Source organism: Herbaspirillum sp. RTI4 (assembly GCF_034313965.1).
GTDB lineage: Bacteria > Pseudomonadota > Gammaproteobacteria > Burkholderiales > Burkholderiaceae_D > Herbaspirillum.
Window position 1 is genome coordinate 168,064 of the sequence record NZ_JAVIWQ010000002.1, and the last position, 21,798, is coordinate 189,861.

At 58.8% G+C, this 21,798-nt stretch carries 17 protein-coding genes; 11 read left to right on the forward strand and 6 right to left on the reverse strand.

The genetic code is table 11. From position 1 onward, the window contains the following. Positions 1-16: 16 nt before the first annotated feature. Genes RGU70_RS00975 through RGU70_RS00985 form a run of 3 tightly spaced genes read right to left on the reverse strand, consistent with a single transcriptional unit; the run spans position 17 to position 3,634 of the window. Positions 17-937, reverse strand: a complete 921-nt coding sequence (locus RGU70_RS00975) for an ABC transporter permease (RefSeq protein ID WP_322207566.1) — start codon at positions 935-937, stop codon at positions 17-19. Beyond that, complete coding sequence (locus tag RGU70_RS00980; RefSeq protein WP_322210658.1) at positions 934-2,019, reverse strand: ABC transporter permease; 1,086 nt, start codon at positions 2,017-2,019, stop codon at positions 934-936. The genes RGU70_RS00975 and RGU70_RS00980 overlap by 4 nt, the downstream gene beginning before the upstream one ends. Positions 2,020-2,050: 31 nt before the next feature. Further along, the gene (locus tag RGU70_RS00985) at positions 2,051-3,634 is read right to left on the reverse strand and encodes an ABC transporter ATP-binding protein (protein ID WP_322207567.1); all 1,584 of its coding nucleotides are present in this window, start codon (positions 3,632-3,634) and stop codon (positions 2,051-2,053) included. 640 nt (positions 3,635-4,274) lie between these two features. Here RGU70_RS00985 and RGU70_RS00990 point away from each other — a divergent pair. From RGU70_RS00990 to RGU70_RS01040, 11 genes are all read left to right on the forward strand, one after another. Beyond that, positions 4,275-5,126 (forward strand): outer envelope protein, encoded by an 852-nt coding sequence (locus RGU70_RS00990; protein WP_322207568.1) that lies wholly within the window; start codon positions 4,275-4,277, stop codon positions 5,124-5,126. Between the two features lie 172 nt (positions 5,127-5,298). After that, entirely contained in the window at positions 5,299-6,384 is a 1,086-nt protein-coding gene (locus tag RGU70_RS00995; protein ID WP_416186461.1) for a BMP family ABC transporter substrate-binding protein, read from the forward strand. Between the two features lie 300 nt (positions 6,385-6,684). After that, positions 6,685-7,410, forward strand: coding sequence for a septum site-determining protein MinC (minC, locus tag RGU70_RS01000; RefSeq protein WP_322207569.1), 726 nt, complete (start codon positions 6,685-6,687; stop codon positions 7,408-7,410). A gap of 56 nt (positions 7,411-7,466) precedes the next feature. Next, positions 7,467-8,282, forward strand: coding sequence for a septum site-determining protein MinD (gene minD / locus RGU70_RS01005; protein WP_322207570.1), 816 nt, complete (start codon positions 7,467-7,469; stop codon positions 8,280-8,282). Between the two features lie 2 nt (positions 8,283-8,284). Beyond that, on the forward strand, positions 8,285-8,545 hold the full coding sequence (minE, locus tag RGU70_RS01010) for a cell division topological specificity factor MinE (protein WP_322207571.1): 261 nt from the start codon (positions 8,285-8,287) through the stop codon (positions 8,543-8,545). A gap of 139 nt (positions 8,546-8,684) precedes the next feature. Next, positions 8,685-9,455, forward strand: a complete 771-nt coding sequence (locus tag RGU70_RS01015; protein WP_322207572.1) for a response regulator transcription factor — start codon at positions 8,685-8,687, stop codon at positions 9,453-9,455. A 32-nt stretch (positions 9,456-9,487) separates the two neighbouring features. Beyond that, positions 9,488-10,768 carry a glutamyl-tRNA reductase gene (gene hemA / locus RGU70_RS01020; RefSeq protein ID WP_322210660.1) on the forward strand — a complete coding sequence of 427 codons (1,281 nt, stop codon included), beginning with the start codon at positions 9,488-9,490 and terminating at the stop codon, positions 10,766-10,768. 109 nt (positions 10,769-10,877) lie between these two features. Continuing rightward, positions 10,878-11,960 (forward strand): peptide chain release factor 1, encoded by a 1,083-nt coding sequence (gene prfA / locus RGU70_RS01025; RefSeq protein ID WP_322207573.1) that lies wholly within the window; start codon positions 10,878-10,880, stop codon positions 11,958-11,960. 992 nt (positions 11,961-12,952) lie between these two features. After that, positions 12,953-13,435, forward strand: a complete 483-nt coding sequence (locus RGU70_RS01030) for a disulfide bond formation protein B (protein WP_322207574.1) — start codon at positions 12,953-12,955, stop codon at positions 13,433-13,435. Between the two features lie 12 nt (positions 13,436-13,447). Further along, complete coding sequence (gene prmC, locus RGU70_RS01035; RefSeq protein WP_322207575.1) at positions 13,448-14,335, forward strand: peptide chain release factor N(5)-glutamine methyltransferase; 888 nt, start codon at positions 13,448-13,450, stop codon at positions 14,333-14,335. A 42-nt stretch (positions 14,336-14,377) separates the two neighbouring features. Continuing rightward, entirely contained in the window at positions 14,378-15,982 is a 1,605-nt protein-coding gene (locus tag RGU70_RS01040; protein WP_322207576.1) for a tetratricopeptide repeat protein, read from the forward strand. An 84-nt stretch (positions 15,983-16,066) separates the two neighbouring features. On the opposite strand, the gene RGU70_RS01045 is transcribed toward RGU70_RS01040, so the two are convergent. The 3 genes from RGU70_RS01045 to RGU70_RS01055 all read right to left on the reverse strand — a co-directional run bounded on the left by RGU70_RS01045 (position 16,067) and on the right by RGU70_RS01055 (position 21,791). Then, positions 16,067-19,666, reverse strand: coding sequence for an indolepyruvate ferredoxin oxidoreductase family protein (locus RGU70_RS01045; RefSeq protein ID WP_322207577.1), 3,600 nt, complete (start codon positions 19,664-19,666; stop codon positions 16,067-16,069). A gap of 465 nt (positions 19,667-20,131) precedes the next feature. Then, on the reverse strand, positions 20,132-21,052 hold the full coding sequence (gene phhA, locus RGU70_RS01050) for a phenylalanine 4-monooxygenase (RefSeq protein WP_322207578.1): 921 nt from the start codon (positions 21,050-21,052) through the stop codon (positions 20,132-20,134). Between the two features lie 64 nt (positions 21,053-21,116). Then, entirely contained in the window at positions 21,117-21,791 is a 675-nt protein-coding gene (locus RGU70_RS01055; RefSeq protein WP_322210661.1) for a GNAT family N-acetyltransferase, read from the reverse strand. Positions 21,792-21,798: the final 7 nt, after the last annotated feature.

Here is a 21,798-nt window from a genome sequence, read left to right on the forward strand (position 1 = left end):
GAACCGCCCTCCTCACTCACGCATCAGGATGGAAACTCTTCCCTAACGACGCCGGTTGATTGAGCATGATGGTTTTCGGATCGCGGCAAATAATCACCAGCACCACAATCGTCGCCACATACGGCAGCATCGACAGCAATTCGGTCGGCACCGCCAACCCGAAACCCTGGGCATAAAGTTGCAGCACCGTCACGCCGCCGAACAGGTATGCCCCCATGACCACGCGCAAGGGTTTCCAGGTGCCGAACACCACCAGCGCCAGCGCGATCCAGCCTTTGCCGGCGGTCATGCCTTCGACCCACATCGGGGTTTGCACAATCGATAAATAAGCGCCGGCAACACCGGCCATGGCACCGCCGAACATCACGGCCAGATAACGAATCACAATAGGCGGATGACCAATCGCATGCGCCACTGCCGGCGACTCACCGACCGCGCGCAGCTTCAAACCGGCATGGCTTCTGTTAAGAAAATAGTGAATGCCGACAAACGCTGCCAGCGATAAATACACCATGATGTCGTAGCGAAACAGCAGCGGCCCCAGCACCGGAATATCAGACAACACCGGCAGATGAATGCCCTTCAGTCCCGACAAGGGCGTACCCGCCAGATCGTGTCCGACGAAGGCCGACAGGCCGATGCCGAACAGCGTCAGCGCCAGTCCGCTGGCGACCTGATTGGCTTGCAGCGTCAGCACCAGCACGCCGAAAATCAGCGACATCGCCATCCCGGCGAAAGCGGCCGCCACAAAACCGACGGCGGCATTGTCACTGGCCAGCGCAGCGGCGAATCCGGCCACGGCACCGATGAGCATCATGCCCTCAATGCCCAGATTGAGGACGCCGGCTTTTTCCACCACCGTTTCACCGAGCGCAGCGTAAATCAAGGGGGTGGCAGCCACGACGGTGCTGGCAATGACGGGCAGGAGGGCGCTCATACGCTTTCTTTCATGGCGGTGACTGGAGCAGCAAGCGGGGCATCCGGCGCAGTGGAACGCGTGGGCGGCGTGCTGCGCTTGAGACGGAAATGAATGAACAGGTCCGCTGCCAGCAAATAAAACAGCAGCAAGCCCTGAAACAAACCAGTGATCGCGGAAGGCAGCGCCAGCTGCATTTGCGCTGACTCGCCGCCCAGATACAACAAGGACATCAGCAAGCCGCCGAGGACAATGCCGACCGGATGCAGACGTCCCATCCAGGCCACGATAATCGCGGCGAAACCATAGCCGGGCGAAATCTGCGCCTGCAACTGCCCGATAGGCCCGGCCACTTCACAGATCCCGGCCAGACCGGCAGTCGCGCCGCTGATGAGCAGGGCGATCCAGATATTGCGCTTCTCGGAAAAACCGGCATAGGCCGCAGCGGCAGGAGCCAGTCCCGCCACCTGCATACGAAAACCGGCAAAGGTTTTACCCGAAAAAAACCAGGATGCCGCCGCCAACAGCAAGGCCAGCACAAAGCCCCAGGTGGTGCGGGTGCCTTCGATCAGAATCGGTATCAGCTGCGCATCACCGAAGGCCTTCGATTGCGGAAAATTAAAGCCCTGCGGATCGCGCCACGGCCCATGCACCAGCAGCGACAGCACCAGCTGCGCCACATAGACCAGCATCAGCGTCACCAGAATTTCACTGGTGTTGAAACGCGTGCGCAAGAACGCCGGAATCGCCGCCCACAACATGCCGCCCAGCACCGCCGCTAACAACATCAGTGGCAAGCCCCATGCGGCCGTCGAATCGCCCAGCCACAAAGCCACGCCGCCACCGGCCAAGGCACCCATCGTGAGCTGACCTTCCGCGCCGATATTCCAGACGTTGGCGCGAAAACCCAGCGCCAGCCCGAGCGCGCACAGAATCAGCGGCGTTGCCTTGAGCAGCAATTCGCCCATGCCGTACATGGTGGCAATGGGTTTGACGAAGAACACATAAAACGCCTGCGACGGGTCTTTGCCGAGGATAAGGAAAATGATAATGCCGGTGGCAAACATCGCTGCTGCGGCGATCAGCGGCGAGGTAATGCGCATGATGGCGGAGGGGACCGGGCGTCGTTCGAGCTTAGACAATTGGCTGCTCCTGATTCGTGGGGAGGGAGGCTGTGGGAGCGGTAGTTGCGTTTGGAGCGGCGTCGTCGAACTTGCCGCTCATCCAGATGCCGATCTGACTGATGCTGGTGTCGGCCAGTCGCACCGGCGGCGAGAGTCTGCCTTCGGCCAGCACGCAAATGCGGTCGCTGAGGATGAACAATTCATCCAGCTCTTCCGAAATCACCAGCAAGGCCACGCCCTGATCGCGCAAATCGATCAGGGCTTGCCGGATTAACTGCGCGGCACCAACATCGACCCCCCATGTTGGCTGGGCGACGATCATGACCTTGGGGTGCAGCATGGTTTCGCGGCCGACAATAAATTTTTGCAGATTACCGCCGGACAGGCTGGAGGCCAGCGCATCTTCGCCGCCGCACTTGACCTTGAAGCGACGAATCGCTTCGGCGGCAAAACTGCGCTTGACCGCACCGCGCACCAAACCATGCCGCACCATGCCTTCGTGCGAGCCGGTCAGCAGGGCATTGTCGGACAGGCTCATGGCCGGCACTGCGCCGCGTCCGAGCCGCTCTTCCGGCACAAAACTCAGGCCCAGCTTGCGGCGTTGTGCGGCCCCCAGCTTACCCGCTTGCTGCCCCATCAATTCCACCATCGCCAGCGACGGCGACAGCGTTTCGCCCGATAGCGCGGCGAGCAATTCTTTTTGTCCGTTGCCGGACACACCGGCGATGCCGACGATTTCGCCGCTGCGCACCGACAGGTGGATATCTTTGAGCGTCGTGCCGAAGGGGTCCGGCGTGACCAGCGATAAACCCTGCAAGGCCAGTCTGACTTCGGCCGGTTCGCGTGGCGTTAAATGACAGGCGCTCAGTTCGCCGCCGATCATCATTTCGGCCAGGCTGGCGTTGGTTTCGTTTTTCGGGATGGCGCTGCCGCTGACACGACCGCCGCGCAAGACTGTGGCGTTATCGCACAGGGCGCGGATTTCATCGAGCTTGTGACTGATATACAAAATGCTGCAACCTTCGCTGGCGAGCTGGCGCAGCGTCTCGAACAGTTGCAAGACTGCCGGCGGCGTCAGCACCGAGGTGGGTTCATCCATGATGAGCAGCTTGGGTTCCTGCAGCAGACAGCGCACGATTTCGACGCGCTGCCGTTCGCCCACCGACATGCTATGCACCAGCCGGGCGGGGTCGATCGGCAGGCCGTATTTTTCTGATACGGCGCGGATGCGTGCTGCCAGCGTGGCAGGCGGCATTTGCACGTCCAGCGCCAGCGCAATGTTTTCCGCCACGGTCAGCGTTTCGAACAGAGAGAAGTGCTGGAACACCATGCCTATGCCGAGTCGCCGCGCCTGCGCCGGGGTGCTGATGTTCTGGTAGCGCCCCTCCCACAGCACGCTGCCGGCATCGGGCCGGGTCACGCCGTAGATGATTTTCATCAGCGTGCTTTTGCCGGCGCCGTTTTCACCGAGCACGGCGTGGATTTCTCCGGCCCGCACTGTCAGGTCGATATGGTCGTTGGCAACGACCGTCGGGTAAGTCTTGGTAATGCCGGTCAGCGTGAGTCGCGCTGGGGCAAGGATAGTTTCAGTCATGCACGCACCTGTCTGGTTTGATTGTTCTGAAAACGCAATTGTTATGCCAGCAATCCGGTCGCACGCAAAACGAGTCTGCGCCGGCCAGTTGCTTATAGTACCTGCTGACTGTGTTTATTCACCCAGGAAAAAAGATGCTTCCAGCCCCTGATGGGACTCCCCCTGCCTCTTACTGCGGGAATGCCGCCAACATTTTGCGGCAATCACCAACAACATACGCAACAAAAAATACACGCATTTACAACAATAGTTAAATTAAATTGAAAACAATCTATCCAATCAGAATCATTTTTCCGCTCGGCAACACAAGATAATGCACCGATAAGGCGCAAATCCGGCTAACAGCATCCGTTTCAGCGCTTGACGCACCGCAAGCGACCATTTATTGTCGCTTCACCCACCCCGGCTACCCTGCCGCCAGTTGGCACAGCAATTGCTAACAATCCTTTTGCGGAATTGGAGGCAATTTTTCAGGACCCAGGTTCTGCCAAAGAAATCTCCAGGAAGCTTTTGGCAAGTGCAGCAAACGGGGCAGTGCAAGGTCAGCACTGACCGGAAGATGAATAAATTAATAAAAAATAGCCACAGGGAGCGGCGCTGTTGATGCCGTAAGTTGTACTTACTTAGATCGGGGAAAGTCATGAAGAAGAAGTTTTCGGCAAGTGCATTCAAATTCGGCGTGAGCCTGTTCGCCGCCGGTGTCATACTGGCTGCCGCCACACCTGCCAGCGCAGAGGAATGGAGCGACACCTCCATCGGCTATCGTTACGGCACCAAATTTGCAGAGCCGTTCAACGGGAACGACATCAGCAAGAACATCATCAATTTCACCCATGTCGGCGGCTATAAATACGGTACCAACTTCATCAACCTCGATCTGTTGCAGTCAGACAATAAAGACCCGGCTGCCAGCAGCGGCGGCGCGCAGGAAGCCTATCTGGTTTATCGCAACACGGTCGACTTTGGCAAAGTCTTTGGCACCGATCTGAAATACGGCTATATCCGCAGCTACGGCGCGACCGTCGGTTTCGACTGGAATACCAAAAACGATACCGGTTACTCATCTAAAAAACGGATGCTGGTTTTTGGCCCGACGCTGATGCTGGACGTCCCCGGCTTTCTCAATACCAGCCTGCTGATGCTCAGCGAAAGTAACCAGCCGGTCGGCGTCTCCAGCCGCTATACCTACCGTTTGCATCCTATGCTGGACGTGGCCTGGGGCATTCCTCTGGGTGACACCAAGTTTGCCTTTGAAGGTTATTTCGATTACATCGGCGCCAAAGGCCAGAATGAATTCGGCGGCGGCACAGCTCCTGAAACGCATTTCGACGGCAAGCTCATGTATGACCTGAGTTCGCTGGTCAACGCTGGCAAGAATACCTTCCGCCTTGGTGTTGAGTATGAATACTGGCGCAACAAGTTCGGCAATCTGGCCAGCGTCAAAGGCTCACTGGCAAAAACACCGATGGTTCGCGCCGAATACCACTTCTAAGCGCTATCATCGTCGTCTTCGCCCGGCACACCTGCGGGCATTGTTCCTCAAGTAATGCAAAGAACTGGTGAGCAAGTACGACGAGCGGCGCAATCTTCCCCACCCGGATTGCGCCGCCCGGCAACTTAATCAGTGCTTCCTTCTTCAATGTTTGGCATTTATCGGAGTCCCTATGTTGCGTCTACGTCCCACACTGGCAGCCCTGGCAGCAGGAGCCGGACTGATGTTCGCCGTCCTGCCTGTCGCGCAGGCCGCCGATCCTTTAAAAGTTGCGTTTGTCTATCTCGGCCCCATCGGCGATGGCGGCTGGACCTTCCAGCATGACCAGGGTCGTCTGGCCATCGAAAAAGAATTCGGCAGCAAGATCAAAGTGACCTATGTCGAAAACGTGCCTGAAACCGCCGATGCAGAACGCGTCATTCGTCAGCTCGCGGTCGATGGCAATCAACTGATTTTCACTACCTCGTTCGGCTACATGGATGCCACGGCCAAAGTCGCCAAGGCGTTCCCGAAGGTGCATTTTGAACACGCCACTGGTTACAAGACCGGTCCCAACATGGCGACTTATCAAACCCGTTTCTACGAAGGCGCTTATCTGCTGGGCGTCGTCGCCGGGAAGATGACCAAGAGCAACACACTGGGCTTCGTCGGTTCCTTCCCGATACCGGAAGTGGTGCGCAATCTGAATGCCTATACCTTGGGCGCGCAAAGCGTCAATCCCAAGATCAAGACCAAGGTCATCTGGGTTAACACCTGGTACGACCCGGGCAAGGAACGTCAGGCCGCTGAAACGCTGGTCGCGCAAGGTGCCGACATGCTGGCGCAAAATACCGACTCGCCCGCCGTCGTTCAGGTTGCTCAGGAAAAAGGCGTGTACGCCTTCGGCTGGGATACCGACATGGCGAAATACGGCCCTAAAGCGCATTTGACGGCCAATACCGAAAACTGGGGTGTGTATTACAGCCAGGAAGTCAAACGCGAACTGGCCGGCACCTGGAAATCCGGCGCAACGCTGTGGGGCATCAAGGAAAATCTGGTGACCTTGTCGGCGCTGAACCCGTCTGTTCCGGCCGATGTCGCCAAATTGTTCGCCGAGAAAAAGAAAGCCATCGTTGACGGTACGCTGATGCCTTTCGGTGGCCCGCTGAAAGACAATGCGGGCATCACCAAAGTCGTCGCCGGCAGTGTCTTGCCGATCGGCGAGATGATGAGTTTCAACTGGCTGGTGCAGGGCGTGGAAGGTAGCCTGCCGAAGTAAATCTGAAGCAAAGCGGCAGTGATTTCGTAGTAAATTCGCAGTCAGTTTTCGATCAGGGCCCGGCATGTTGTCGGGCCTTTTTTTGTCCGCGCGAAGCGGAGGCAAACAGGACGAAGCTCGCGAGCGGCGCAGATTAAGCGCCACTTGCGTACGCGTCAGACCTCACACTGCCGCCAACTCTCCTTCTTGCCCCTCGCCTGACGGTATAATGCAGCTTCAACAGCTGGCGCATTGTCTTCCGCGCCACTTCCCGAACTCTTGTAATGTCTGCCGGTCCATTCCGGCTTTTTTTCTGTGCCCATGCAAAAACACCGTTCCCCTATCGAAATTAAAATTGCAACTGTCGTTGCCGTTGCCGCGCTGCTGCACGCCACTGACCCGGCCGAGCTGAAACTGGCGCTCGACAAGCTGACCGGCGGCAGCGCCGATTTTTTCGAAGATGAATTTGCGATATTCGATATTGGCGCACTGGAATCCGACGCCGCTATTGACTGGGCGGAACTGACGGCCCTGTTCAAACGCTATCGTTTGCATGCCGTCGCCGTGCGCAACGCTGCGCCGCAACGGCATGCGGCCATCGTGGCCGCCGGACTGAGCATTGATACGGTTTCCACTCCAGCACCTGCCGCGCCTAAGGCCGCTGCCCCGGTAGCGGCACCCGTTGCTCCCGCAGCGGCTGCGCCCAGCGGCGCCGCCATGATCATCGACACCCCGGTGCGCGCCGGTACGCGCATCTACGCGCGCGGCGTCGACCTGATCGTTATGGCGGCCGTCAACAATGGCGCGGAAATCATTGCCGATGGCAACATTCACGTCTACGCGCCACTGCGCGGACGGGCATTAGCCGGTGCCAGCGGCAATACCGAAGCCCGCATTTTCTGTTCCCGCATGGAAGCCGAGCTGGTGTCCATCGCCGGCGTGTACCGCACCTTCGATAACGGCGTCCCGGCCGAACTGGCGGGGCAACGGGTGCAGGTGCGACTGGTTGGCGAACGCATAGACGTCTTACCGTTACCCGCAGCCTGACCGCAGCAACAATCTGACATAGCAACAATCTGAATTGATTTCTTAAGGAGTTTTTTGTGGCAAAAATTATTGTTGTGACATCAGGCAAAGGCGGCGTAGGCAAGACCACGTCCAGCGCCAGCTTTGCCAGCGGTCTGGCCATGCGCGGCCATAAAACCGTGGTTATCGACTTCGATGTCGGCCTGCGCAATCTGGATCTGATCATGGGCTGCGAACGCCGCGTCGTGTATGACCTGATCAATGTGGTCAACAAGGAAGCCACGCTGAATCAGGCGCTGATCAAAGACAAACACTGCGACAACCTGTTCATCCTGCCCGCCTCGCAAACACGCGACAAGGACGCTCTGTCCGAAGAAGGCGTCGAACGGGTGCTCGACGATCTGCGCGCCATGGACTTCGAATACATCATTTGCGATTCTCCCGCCGGCATCGAACACGGTGCAGTGATGGCACTGACCTTCGCCGACGAAGCCATCGTCGTGACCAATCCCGAAGTATCGTCGGTGCGCGATTCCGACCGCATCCTCGGCATCATTCAAGCCAAATCGCGACGCGCGCTCAACGGCGGCGAACCGGTCAAGGAACATTTGCTGATCACGCGCTACTCGCCAAAACGGGTCGAGGCCGGTGAAATGCTGTCTTATACCGACGTGCAGGAAATTCTGCGCATCCCGCTGATCGGCATCATCCCTGAATCGGAATCGGTGCTGCATGCCTCGAACCAAGGCAATCCGGCGATCCACATGAAGGACACCGATGTCTCGCTGGCCTATCAGGATCTGGTGTCGCGCTTTCTCGGTGAAGAAGTCGAACTGCGCTTTACCTCCTACGAAAAGCCGGGCTTGCTCCAACGCTTTTTTGGAGGGAAATAAGCATGGCCCTGCTCTCCTTCCTGTTCCCCCCAAAAACCAAAACTGCCAGCGCCGCCAAAGAGCGCCTGCAGATCATCATTGCCCGCGAACGCGGCGGTCGTCAGGGTCAGGGATATGATTTCCTGCCGGCACTGCACAAGGAACTGATCGAGGTGATTTCCAAATACACCAAGGTCAGCGCCGACGACATCAAGATTTCGCTGGACCGACAGGGCAACCTGGAAGTGCTCGACGTCAACGTGGTGCTGCCCGACGTCGATTGAATGTTCAATGGCGACTGCCGCTATACGCGGCAAGTGCCATCCATCTGCGACATGACTCTGCACGCATCATCGCGGCAAGCACCCGGGGCCATCTCTCCACGTCACGAATGCTGCCACAAACGCCGCTATGAACGTCGCCATGAATTCCCTCAGTAATTCTGTCAGTAATTCCGTCAGTAGTTTCGTCAGCAGTTTCGTCATTAATCTCGCGCTCCTTGATGACGACCCGCAACGCAGCGACCAGCTCCTGCACATGCTGGAAGGTCGCCGCTGTCGCCACTACACCAGCGGTGCGGGCTTGCTGCAACAACTGCAACAAGATGCGCCTTCGCTGCTGATCGTCGCCCTGCCCGCACTCACGGCACGACGCGACGCTCTGCTGCGCTGGAGTCGTGCGGCCTCGATTCCCGTCTTATTGATCGCCGAACGCGGGCATAGCGAAGCGTTGCTAGCGGCGCTGGAAGCCGGTGCCGACGATTTCGTGATCGCACCGTTGCGCCGCCATGCGCTGCTGCTGCGAATTGATATCCTGCTGCGCCGCGCCTATCCGCAGCAAAGCCTGCCGCAGCAGGAAAGTTTCGGCATCTTCCGTTTTATGTGGCCGGGCGCAAGCCTGACCCGTAACGGCGTGCCGGTAGTCGTGACGCAAAAAGAGTTCGATCTGGCGCTGCTGCTGTTTCGCCATCTGGACCGTCCTCTGTCACGCGCCTTCATTCTGGAAAACCTGTGGCCGGGTGAGGGTGAGGATCAACCCTCCTCACGCACGCTGGACACCCATATGTCGCGCGTGCGCACCAAACTGGAATTGCAGCCGCACCACGGTTTCCGCCTGATGCCGGTGTATGGCTACGGCTACCGCCTGGAGAGAATAGACCCCACAGAAACTGGGACAAGTACGTCGGCAGTATAATGAAGTCTGACTTTGCGCTGGATTTCCCTCACATGCACCTGCTTGCCGTTGGCCTCAACCACACTACCGCGCCTGTTTCTCTGCGCGAAAAAGTGGCGTTTCCGCTCGACTCTCTCGGTCAGGCGGTCGCGGCAGCGCGCTCCTGGTTCGGAGAAACCGAAGGCGCGCCCAGCGAAGCGGCCATCTTGTCCACCTGCAACCGTACCGAACTGTATGCCGCCGGTGCTTTGTCAGGAGTAGACGAAGCGATCGACAAGACCGCGCATTTCCTCGCCGATTACCACCGCCTTCCCTACGCCGAACTGCGTCCCTTCCTGTACGCCTTGCCGCAAGACAATGCCGTGCGTCATGCCTTCCGCGTCGCCTCCGGCCTCGATTCCATGGTGCTGGGCGAACCGCAAATACTGGGGCAGATGAAAGATGCCGTGCGCCATGCGGAAGCTGTCGGCGGACTCGGGACCTACCTGCATCAAATGTTCCAGCGCACGTTTGCCGTCGCCAAGGAAGTGCGCACCACGACCGACATCGGCGCGCACAGCGTATCGATGGCCGCCGCCGCCGTACGCTTGTCACAACGCATCTTCGATACCCTGACCGGACAGCATGTGCTGTTCATCGGCGCAGGGGAAATGATAGAACTGTGCGCCACCCATTTCGCCGCGCAAAACCCCAAATCACTGACCGTCGCCAACCGCACGCTGGCACGCGGCGAAACGCTGGCGCACCGTTTTAGCGGCACCGCCATCTGTCTGGCCGACCTGCCATCGCAACTGGCAAAATTCGATATCGTCATCTCCTGCACCGCTTCCTCACTGCCCATCATCGGTCTGGGACTGGTCGAACGGGCCGTGAAAGAACGCCGCCGCAAACCGATTTTCATGGTCGATCTGGCCGTACCGCGCGATATCGAAGAAGAAGTCGGTCGCCTTGACGACGTGTTTCTGTACACCGTCGACGATCTGGGCGCCGTGGTGCAAACCGGCATGGAAAACCGGCAGGCGGCCGTATCACAGGCAGAAACCATCATCGAAACCCGGGTGCAGTCCTTCATGCATTGGATCGACAATCGCGCTGTCGTGCCGGTGATTCAGGAACTGCATGAAACCGGCGAACATCTGCGTACTGCCGAGCTGGAACGCGCCCGAAAAATGCTGGCGCGCGGCGACGACGTGGATGCCGTGCTGGAAGCCCTGTCCAAGGGACTGACGGCCAAATTTCTGCATGGCTCGCAGCAAGCGCTGCACCATGCGCAAGGCGACGAACGCGCACGTCTGGCGACGCTGTTGCCGCAACTATTCCGCACCCGGCGTTAGCTCCCTGCTTCCCGCTCCTTACCCCGCCCGCTACTGACCGGGGCGGCGCTGCCGCAGTCCCTTCCGATTTCCCCGATTCCCCCGACTCCCCTTTTTCCAGAGATACCCCATGAAGCCTTCCATGCTTTCCAAACTCGACCAGCTCGCCCAGCGCCAGCAAGAGCTAGGCCAGTTACTGATGCAGGAAAACGCGACCGCCAACATGGACACCTACCGCAAGCAGACACGCGAACATGCCGAGCTGGAGCCGCTCGTCGTGCTATACGACAGCTACACTCAGGCCAGTGACGACGTTGACACCGCCCAGCAATTGCTGAGCGATCCCGAGATGAAAGAATTCGCGCTCGAAGAAATCGCCGAAGCCAAAGCACGCATGGAAGCGCTGGAAGGCGAACTGCAAACCATGCTGCTGCCGAAAGACCCCAACGACGAGCGCAATATTTTTCTGGAAATCCGTGCCGGCACCGGCGGCGACGAATCGGCACTGTTCGCCGGCGACCTGCTGCGCATGTACACCCGCTTCGCCGAACGCAATCGCTGGCAGGTCGAGATGGTCTCGGCCTCCGATTCCGATGTCGGCGGTTACAAGGAAGTGATCGTGCGCATTGCCGGTTTCGGCGCATATTCCCGACTCAAATTCGAATCCGGCGGACATCGCGTGCAGCGCGTCCCGGCCACCGAAACGCAGGGCCGCATTCACACCTCCGCTTGCACGGTAGCGGTCATGCCGGAAGCCGATGAAGTCGAAGACGTCAGCATCAATCCGGCCGATATCCGCATCGACACTTACCGTGCTTCAGGCGCGGGCGGGCAACATATCAACAAGACCGATTCCGCCGTGCGCATCACCCATCTGCCGACCGGCATCGTGGTGGAGTGCCAAGATGATCGCAGTCAGCACAAGAACAAGGCTTCCGCATTGAAGGTGCTGGCGGCGCGTATCAAAGATGTCCAGTTGCGCGAGCAACAATCGAAAGAAGCCGCCACCCGCAAGTCGCTGATCGGCTCGGGCGACCGCAGCGAACGCATCCGTACCTACAATTTCCCGCAGGGCCGGATGACCGACCATCGCATCAATCTGACGCTGTACAAGCTCGACTTCATCATGGATGGCGACCTGGCCGATCTGACCAATGCGCTCATCACCGAGCACCAGGCGGAACTGCTGGCTGCGTTGGGTGATGAGGGCTAATTCGGTTTTTTAGCGGGAGCAGCGAGTACTCACCACCAGACCGGCTTGCAGCCGGATCCTTCGATACGGAGCGATGCTCCTACTCAGGACGAACGGGAGTGAGGCAGTTAGGGAAAAGATGCAGACGCCATTTTGTCAGGTTGGAATACCCATATCCTGGCGTTCAGGTTGGAATATCCAGATACCGTTCGCTTCGATACGGAGCGATGCTCCTGCTCAGGACAAACGGGGAGTGGGACAGTTAGGGGGAAGATGCGGACGCCATTTTGTCGAGTTGGAATACCCATATCCTGGCGTTCAGGCTGGAATATCCAGATACCGTTCGCTTCGATACGGAGCGATGCCCCTGCTCAGGACGAACGGGGAGTGGGACAGTTAGGGGGACGATGCAGGCGCCATTTTGTCGGGTTGGAATACCCATATCCTGGCGTTCAGGTTGGAATATCCAGATACCGTTCGCTTCGATACGGAGCGATGCCCCTGCTCAGGACGAATGGGGAGTGGGACAGTTAGGGGGAAGATGCAGACGCCATTTTGTCGGGTTGGAATACCCATATCCTGGCGTTCAGGTTGGAATATCCAGATACCGTTCGCTTCGATACGGAGCGATGCCCTTGCTCAGGACGAATGGGGAGTGGGACAGTTAGGGGGAAGATGCAGACGCCATTTTGTCGGGTTGGAATACCCAGATCCTGGCGTTCAGGCTGGAATATCCAGATACCGTTCGCTTCGATACGGAGCGATGCCCCTGCTCAGGACGAATGGGGAGTGGGACAGTTAGGGGGAAGATGCAGACGCCATTTTGTCGGGTTGGAATACCCATATCCTGGCGTTCAGGTTGGAATATCCAGATACCGTTCGTCCTGAGTAGGGATGAAATCCCGTATCGAAGGATCCGGCTGCAAGCCGGTCAAACTGCGCAGCCTGCACCGCCTGACATACAATACGAGCCAGTCAATATTCCGTCGCATCACCATTGTCCAGGAGCATGCATGAAACCGAGAACAACCATGAAACCTGCCCTGCTACTGACCGCCCTGCTGTGCATCCTGTGCCTGTGCGCTGCGCTGTATTTGCAAATCGTTGAAGAAATGGCTCCCTGCCCGCTGTGCATTATCCAGCGCTATATTTACGCCCTGATCGCCATCCTCTGCCTGCTCGGCGCTTTTCTGCCGACGGGCGTTGCGCGCGTCGCTGGCAATCTGGCCGGGCTGCTGGCACTGGGCGGTGTCGGCGCGGCAGGCTGGCATATCTGGGTCAAGGCGCATCCGGGCACTACCTGCGGCGTCGATCCATTGGAAACACCGCTCAATCAATTGCCCACTGCCAAATTATTCCCGGCTCTGTTTCAGGTCGATGGCTTGTGCACGACCGACTATGGAACGACCCTGGGCTTGTCGGTGCCGCAATGGTCGCTGCTCGGTTTCGTTCTGGTCTCCATCGTCTTGCTGGTTGCGCTGGCGCGTCAGCGCTAAGTCGGCCGGGCCATGGCTGACGAATCCCTGCCGGATAATTTGAACAATGCGCGGGCAAACACGCCGATCAACAGCGGCGAACAAAGTCTCACCGCACTGCTGCAAGCTGTGCCACTCATACCGTTGGAAAAACGCATCCTGGCCAGCCATGTGCTGGGCTGGACGCGTATCCAACTCATCACCCGCTCGGAAGAGCTGATCGCCGCTGCCGATGCAGAACAGCTTTCTGCCCTCTTCCAGCGTCGCCTCGCAGGTGAACCCATCGCCTATCTGGTTGGTCAGCGTGAATTTTACGGACTCGATTTTGAAGTCACGCCAGCGGTGCTGATTCCGCGCCCCGATACCGAATTGCTGGTGGAACTGGCACTGACGCATCTGCCCCCTGCCGGCAAGTTGCTCGACATGGGTACCGGCTCCGGCGCGATTGCGGTGGCCATTGCGCATACCCGTCCCGATGCGCAAATCAGCGCGCTCGATGCCAGCGCAACGGCGCTGGAAGTGGCCGCCCGCAACGCCGCACGCCATTTAACTGCGCCCGCCAAGGGCATCGATTTCCTGCTCAGCAACTGGTACGACGCCTTAGGCGAGCGCTGCTTCGACATCATCGTTTCCAACCCGCCGTATATCGCCGCCGACGACCATCACCTGCAACAGGGCGATTTGCGATTCGAGCCGCTCACCGCGCTGACCGATCACGGCGACGGCTTGTCTGCCTTGCGCATCCTCATCGACGGCGCGCCAGCACATCTGGCCGCTCATGGCTGGCTGCTGCTGGAACATGGCTACGACCAGTCGGCTGCTGTGCGCGCCTTGCTCAGCGACGCCGCCTGGACCGAAGTGCAAAGCTGGTGCGATCTGGCCGGTATCGAACGCGTCACTGGTGGCCGACGGCCGACGTAAACATTTCTTCTTTTGACTCTCATCATGACGACGATTGCCAACATGCAACACCTCCTCGAATTCATGATGCAAAGCATCGTGCTGGAACAGCAAAGCGACATCGACGCTGCGCTGGCCTGCATGGACCGGGCGCTGATTCTCGACCCCGTATTTCTGCCGGCGCTCATGCGCCGCGGCACGCTGCTGCAAAACGCGCAGCGCCACGAAGAAGCCATCGATTGCTTTGATCTGGCCATGCGCTACAGCCCGCAACTGGAGCAAGCCCGGCAGCTGCGCGACGCCGCCCTCGATCTCGCGCTGGCGCACGCCGAACAACAACTTGCCGATACCCCCGACAGCATGGATGCCCGCGCCCATCGCGCCGCCATCCTGACAAGAATGGAACGCCACGCCGCTGCGCTGGCCGATTACGACGCCGTGCTGGCCGCGCTGCCGGAGAACGCCGAAGCACGCAACCGGCGCGCCAATCTGCTGCTGGCAATGGATCAACCTGAACGCGCCCTGGCCGAATACGACGCCGTTCTCGCCGCGCTGCCGGATCAGGTGGCAGTCATGTTCAACCGCGCCAATACCCTGCAAAAAATGCAAAGGCTGGACGAAGCAGTGGCCGCTTATCAGCAAGTGCTGGCCTTGCGTCCGCATTTTGCCGAAGCCAAACTGGAACAGGCACAGTGCCTGCTGCTCGCCGGCGATTACGCGCGTGGCTGGCAGCAGCACGAAGCCCGCTGGCAGACGGCACAACTGGAAGCGCACCACTTGCCGAGCAAAGCGCCGCAGTGGCTGGGCGACTACCCGCTCGCCGGCCAGCGTCTGCTGCTGTGGGCAGAACAAGGTCTCGGCGATACCCTGCAGTTCGTACGCTATGTCGCTCTGGCGGCGCAATTGGCGCAGCAAGCCAATCCGCCCGGGCAGGTGCTGCTGCGCGTGCCTGCGCCGCTGCTGACCTTGCTGCAACCGTTGCAGGCTGAATACGGGATCGTGGTCAGCGCCAATGCGGCCGTGCTGCCGGAACACGATCTGCATTGCTCGCTGATGAGCCTGCCCTTGGCGCTGGCCGACACGCAAAATACCATCCCTGCATCCTCCGCTTACCTGCACGCCGATACGATGCTGAGCGCCGCGTGGCGCGAGCGTTTGCCAATAGAAAATAGCAATAGTTTGCGCATCGGCCTGGCATGGGCCGGGAGGCAATACGGCCCGGTTAACCGCAGCCGCGATCTGCCGCTGGAGCGCTGGAACGCCATCGTGCCAGCGGCAATGCAAGCAATGACTGGCTCGGGGAATTCTTCGCTTCCGATTTTTTACAGCCTGCAAAAAGACATTCCGGCCAGCGAATTGGCATTAGCCGAAACCATGCCCGACTTTGCCTTACTGGGATCAGATTTACAGGATTTTGCAGATACCGCCGCACTGATCGACAACCTCGATCTGGTCATCAGCGTCGATACTGCCGTGGCGCATCTGGCGGCCGCGCTTGGCAAACCCGTATGGCTGCTGCTGCGTCATTCCAGCGAATGGCGCTGGCTGCTGGAACGCAATGATTCGCCGTGGTATCCGTCGATGCGCATTTTCCGGCAAGCGACGCCGGGCGACTGGGATAGTGTGTTGCGGGAAGTGGCGCGGGAGCTCTACACACTGCGCCGATAACGGCATCTCGCCACTGGACATTTTGACAAAAAAAACCGCGGCCCTTTTTTGAGGACAGCGGTTTTTTACATGACAGCAATTACTTTATGCCGCGTGCGAGATGCCATCGTCCGGCTGTGCCGCTGCCGGATTATCAAACCCCGCCAGCAAACGGGCCTGCTTTTCCAGAGCGGCTTCCAGATGGCGTTCCTTGACATGGCCGTAACCACGAATACCTTCCGGGATGCTGGCAATCTCCACTGCCTGCACCAGATTGAAGGCCGTCAGGCGCGGCAATAGTGCCGAGATTGTTTCACGGTACGCGTCGATCAGCGCCCGCTCCTGCTTGCGTTCCCGCGTATGGCCAAACGGATCGAACACACTGCCGCGTAAAAAGCGCAAGCGTGCCAACACGCGAAATGCCTGCATGGCCCAGGAACCGAATTCCTTCTTGATCAGATGGCCGTTGGCGTCATGCCGGGAAAACAGCGGTGGCGCGAGGTGGAAACGCAGTTTGTAATTGCCTTCAAACATGGCGGCTATCTTGCGCGTGAAAGCACCGTCGGTATAAAGACGCGCCACTTCATATTCATCTTTATAAGCCATCAGTTTGAAGAGGTAGGTGGCAACCGCCGTACTCAGCCTTGGCGGACGAATACCCGGCAAGACCGCTTCCGCTGCTTCTACGCTGGCAACAAAGCTGCGATATTGTTCGGCGTAAGCGGCGTTCTGATAAGCGCTGAGGAAGGCAACGCGGGTAGCGATTTGCTGCGCCAGCGGCGGCGTCCGTTTGAAGGCAATCACTTGTGCGCGGGCGCCATTGCGTTGCGCCAGTTGCGCCACGGAAGCGGGATCGTGCGCGGCGCTGCGGCCCCAGGCGAATGCCAACTGATTGAATTCGACCGACAAGGCATTCAATTCAATCGCTTTCAGAATGGCGCCTTCGGACAAGGGCACCCAGCCCTTTTGAAAGGCATAACCCAGCATGAACATATTGGTGGCAATGGCATCCCCCAATAGCGCACCGGCGATATGACCGGCGTCGATCAGCTCGACCCGTTCCGCACCGCAGGCAGCGCGGATGTCGCGTTCGGCGGCCTGACCGGGGAATTGCCAGTCGGGATTGCGCACGAAGGCGGCCGTCGGCGTGGCGGTGCTGTTGATGACGGCATGTGTGCGGCCTTCGCCCATGCGCGAGAGTGCGTCGCGGGCCGCGGTGACAATCACGTCGCAACCGATCACCAGATCGGCCGCACCAGTACCGACACGGGTGGAATGCAAGGCTTCCGCTTGTTCCGCTATTCGTACGTGGGACAAGACCGGACCGCCTTTTTGCGCCAGACCACTCATATCCAGCACGGAGCAGGCTTTGCCTTCCAGATGCGCGGCCATCGCCAGTATCTGCCCGATGGTGACGACGCCGGTGCCGCCGATGCCGGTCACAATAATGCCGTAAGGCGTATCAAGCGGAGGCAGTAGCGGCTGCGGCAATGCGCCGGGGCCTTCCGCTGTTGCTGCTGCGGCATTAGGCAAGGCAACGCGGGCGGGCTTTTTCAGCTTGCCGCCTTCGACCGTAACGAAGCTCGGGCAAAAACCGGTGACGCAGGAATAGTCCTTGTTGCAGGAGGATTGATTGATCTGGCGCTTGCGGCCGAATTCGGTTTCCAGCGGCTCCACCGACAAGCAGTTGGACTGCACGCTGCAATCGCCGCAGCCTTCGCACACGGCTTCATTGATCACGGCGCGCTTGGCCAGATCGGGATAGGTGCCACGTTTGCGGCGGCGACGTTTTTCCGAAGCGCAAGTCTGGTCGTAAATCATGGCGGAGGCACCGGTGAGGATGCGCAGTTCGCGCTGTACGGCGTCGAGTTCGCTGCGGTGCCGGATGGTCACGCCGGGTGCCCACGGCGTATCGGCAGCATATTTGTCCGGCTCATCGGTGACGACGATGATGGGCGTGACGCCCTCTGCCGCGAGTTGCCGCGAAATCATCGCCGGATCGAGCGGGCCGTCGACCGTCTGGCCGCCGGTCATGGCGACAGCATCGTTGTACAGAATTTTGTAGGTAATGTTGACCTTCGCCGCGACGGAGGCGCGAATCGCCAGCAAGCCGGAATGGAAGTAAGTGCCGTCGCCGAGATTGGCAAAGACATGCGCTTCGCTGGTGAACGGCGACTGGCCAACCCAAGTGACGCCTTCGCCGCCCATGTGGGTGAAGGTGGACGATTCACGGTCCATCCAGGTCACCATATAGTGACAGCCGATACCGGCCAGTCCGCGGCTGCCTTCCGGCAGTTTGGTCGAGGTATTGTGCGGACAGCCGGAACAGAAATGCGGAATCCTGTCCTTGGCGGGATCGGCCTTGGTGACGATGTTGAGCGTGGCTTCCTTCGCTTCCAGATAGGCAATACGGGCCTTGACGCGTTGCTCGATAGGATGACCGGCGAAGTAGCGCGAAATGCGCGCAGCGATAGCGCGAGCGATCTGCGCCGGATTCAGTTCGTAGGTGGCGGGCAGCAGCCAGTGACCGTGGCCTTCGCGGTGCGAACCGCTCCACTCGCCGGTGTCGTCGAACTTGCCGACCACACGCGGACGGGCTCCATCAGGCAGGTTGTAGAGTTCTTCCTTGATCTGGTATTCGAGAATCTGGCGCTTTTCTTCCACCACCAGAATTTCTTCCAGCCCTTCTGCAAAGCGATGCACGCCTTCGGCTTCCAGCGGCCAGGTCATGCCGATTTTGTAGAGCCGGATACCGATGTCGGCGGCGACGGTTTCATCAATACCGAGGTCTTCCAGCGCTTGCCGGGTGTCGAGATAGGACTTGCCGGCGGTCACGATGCCGATGCGCGCACGCGGACTGTCCCAGATTATCTGATTGAGGCCGTTGACGCGGGCGTAGGCGAGGGCGGCGTACCACTTGTACTGATTCATCCGTACTTCTTGTTCCAGCACGCTGTCGGGCAGGCGGATGTTGAGGCCGCTGGCGGGCAGTTCGAAATCGTCAGGCAGCACGATCTTGACGCGGTCGCGGTCGATGTCCACCGACATGCCCGATTCGACGATATCGGTCACGCATTTCATCGCCACCCACAAACCGGTATAGCGACTCATGGCCCAGCCATGCAGGCCGTAGTCGAGGTATTCCTGCACCGAAGAGGGATAAAGCACGGGAATGCCGCAGGCCTTGAGGATGTGTTCGCTCTGATGCGCCGTGGTCGAGGACTTGGCGGCATGGTCGTCGCCGGCCACCACCAGCACGCCGCCATGCTGCGAAGTGCCGACCATGTTGGCGTGTTTGAACACATCGCCGCAGCGATCAACGCCGGGGCCCTTGCCGTACCACAAGGAAAAAACGCCGTCGTATTGCGCACCGGGAAACAGATTGACTTGCTGCGTACCCCAGACGCTGGTGGCAGCAAGATCTTCATTGATGCCGGGGGTGAATTTGACGTGGTGGGCGTCGAGATATTTGCTGGCTTTTTCAGCCGTCATATCGACCGTGCCTAGCGGGGAACCGCGATAGCCAGTGATAAAGCCAGCGGTATTGAGGCCGGCGTGCTGGTCGCGCTTACGCTGCAACATGGTCAGGCGAATCAGTGCCTGAGTGCCGGTCATGAACACCCGGCCAGTTTGGCGTCGGTATTTATCGTCGAGGGTAATATCGTCCAGCAACTGTCGTTGACTGGAAGTCAGGGGTGCGTTCATGCGGTCTCCGTGCCAAAAAGGATGTTTTTGGTAATGCACTGTCGGGAGAGCCTGCGGAAATAGAAACCTGAACAGACTCCCAGTGCGTCGAAACGCTAGCGCCTCGTGAGCGCCGCGTTATCTACAATTTATGCGCCAGACACTATCACAAGCACCGTCTGCTTACTATGCGCGGCGCAATACATGACAGGATGGACAAAGCGGCAAGAGAGGGCCGAAAACACATTGTGTAAGCGCTGTAACAACGCGTAACTGCTTTAGGAAGGTAAGGGAAAAAGGCGCTTAATAGGCACATGCAGGCAGTTGTCACGGACACCACGTCCCCTGTGCGAGAGAACGCGCACAACGGCAATGGCCTCCACCTCTCTCCTCCCCTCTAGTGTTGAATTACATCACTAGCTTTGCGAATCCTGCGCTGCAGGGTTCGCTTTTTTTTGCGCGGAAATAAGGAATTGATAATGCAATCTATGCCGACTGAGCATCGTCAGATGATTGCCGAAGCGGCAGGTTGATTTCCTCTACCAGCAAGCTCGATGCCGCCAGCGGCGGCTGACTCTGCAAGGCCGCGTAGAGCGGAGTGAAATCGGACGCAGTGTCGTTAAATAACTGCTGGAAATCGCGAATCACGAAATAGGTTTCCTGATAGGCATCAATGCGATACAGGGTGCGCATGACGCGCTCGACATCGAAGGCAATGCGGCGCGGTTGCGGACTGTTCAGGCAATGGATAATTTCCCCGCCGGAAGACAGGATGCCGGCACCATAGGCGCGCAATCCCTGAGGACTGTCGATCAGGCCGAATTCGATGGTGTACCAATACAAGCGGGCCAGCATGCCGAGACCATCCAACTTCATCGCCTTCAGACCACCCTTGCCGTATTCCTGCAAATGGTCAGCAAAAATCGGATCGAACAATAAGGGGACATGCCCGAAAAAATCATGGAACACATCCGGCTCGACGATGTAATCGAATTCTTCCGGCTCGCGCAGCCAGACAGTGACCGGAAAACGGCGATGCGCAAGATGCTCAAAAAAAGTCTGATCCGGCACCAACCCCGGCACCGCGACCAGCCGCCAGCCGGTGGTTTTGAACAGCGTGTCGCTAATGCCTTCGAACTGCGGAATGCCCTGACTGACATCCAGACGGCCTAAGCTTTCCAGAAACACATCGCAGGCGCGTCCCGGAATCAGTTTGGCCTGACGTTCGTAAAGACGCCGCCACAGCGCGTGCTGTTCGGGCGTGTAAGCAGCCCAGTCCTGCGCGACTACGTAATCTTTGTCGGCCAGTCGATAATCTCCGCGCAGGCTGCCGCTGTCGGATTTGGCGGCGACACTGTCGAAAAAATCTTCAGTTGAAACGGAGTTATTTGAAACAGAATTAGTCATGAGAACCTATGAGCGCCTGAAAAAAAATAACGGGAATGCTTGCAGGTGCTTAACTTGCCGCTCGCTATTTGCGTCGGCCGGTACCAGTCAGCCGGGCAACGGCGCGCAACAACAACCTCAGGTTACTCTTGAACGTGTAATCGAGCATGGCGGCCTGCTCTGCCAGCGCTTCCTGCATGACGCTGCTGGCATCGGCCGGGAGAATTTTGAGATAGGCGTCGGACTCGCCGTAGTCGCGATGTATTTCCATCCCGGCTTTGCGGGCGATGTGCAGCATCACTTTGTTCGACGACAGGCAATGCATGTACAGCGTGTCGATATCGGCGTTACGGCAACGCATAGAGGCGCGCTGAAACAGGCGGCTGCCGACGCCGAGTCCGCGCGCAGAGGCGTCGACCGACACGCCGAATTCTGCCACCCGCGCCTTGAGCGTGGCCCCGGCAATCGCTGATTTTTCACTCGGCGCGAAGGTCAGATGGCCTACTCCCATCAGCCGCAAGCGGCTGTTATACACACCGAATACCGTATCGCGTTCGAAATTAATTCCTTCAACGTAACGCGTAATCGATTCATCCGACAAATGGCTGCCGAAGCGCAGCAAGCGGTCGCTCGGTTCCAGCGCGAGAAAATGCTTGAGCAGCCGACTGCGCGCGCCAGGAGACAATTCTTTGACCCAGATGCGTGGTTGACGCAACTCACGGATCAGCGCGACCGTGGTTTTTCGGATGCGTTGCGCCAGTGCGCGG

Coding starts and splice junctions, on each gene's coding strand:
- RGU70_RS00975 (WP_322207566.1), bottom strand. CDS start 937: ATGAGCGCCCTCCTGCCCGTCATTGCCAGCACCGTCGTGGCTGCCACC.
- RGU70_RS00980 (WP_322210658.1), bottom strand. CDS start 2,019: ATGCGCATTACCTCGCCGCTGATCGCCGCAGCAGCGATGTTTGCCACC.
- RGU70_RS00985 (WP_322207567.1), bottom strand. CDS start 3,634: ATGACTGAAACTATCCTTGCCCCAGCGCGACTCACGCTGACCGGCATT.
- RGU70_RS00990 (WP_322207568.1), top strand. CDS start 4,275: ATGAAGAAGAAGTTTTCGGCAAGTGCATTCAAATTCGGCGTGAGCCTG.
- RGU70_RS00995 (WP_416186461.1), top strand. CDS start 5,299: ATGTTGCGTCTACGTCCCACACTGGCAGCCCTGGCAGCAGGAGCCGGA.
- minC (WP_322207569.1), top strand. CDS start 6,685: ATGCAAAAACACCGTTCCCCTATCGAAATTAAAATTGCAACTGTCGTT.
- minE (WP_322207571.1), top strand. CDS start 8,285: ATGGCCCTGCTCTCCTTCCTGTTCCCCCCAAAAACCAAAACTGCCAGC.
- RGU70_RS01015 (WP_322207572.1), top strand. CDS start 8,685: ATGAATTCCCTCAGTAATTCTGTCAGTAATTCCGTCAGTAGTTTCGTC.
- hemA (WP_322210660.1), top strand. CDS start 9,488: ATGCACCTGCTTGCCGTTGGCCTCAACCACACTACCGCGCCTGTTTCT.
- prfA (WP_322207573.1), top strand. CDS start 10,878: ATGAAGCCTTCCATGCTTTCCAAACTCGACCAGCTCGCCCAGCGCCAG.
- RGU70_RS01030 (WP_322207574.1), top strand. CDS start 12,953: ATGAAACCGAGAACAACCATGAAACCTGCCCTGCTACTGACCGCCCTG.
- prmC (WP_322207575.1), top strand. CDS start 13,448: ATGGCTGACGAATCCCTGCCGGATAATTTGAACAATGCGCGGGCAAAC.
- RGU70_RS01040 (WP_322207576.1), top strand. CDS start 14,378: ATGCAACACCTCCTCGAATTCATGATGCAAAGCATCGTGCTGGAACAG.
- RGU70_RS01045 (WP_322207577.1), bottom strand. CDS start 19,666: ATGAACGCACCCCTGACTTCCAGTCAACGACAGTTGCTGGACGATATT.
- phhA (WP_322207578.1), bottom strand. CDS start 21,052: ATGACTAATTCTGTTTCAAATAACTCCGTTTCAACTGAAGATTTTTTC.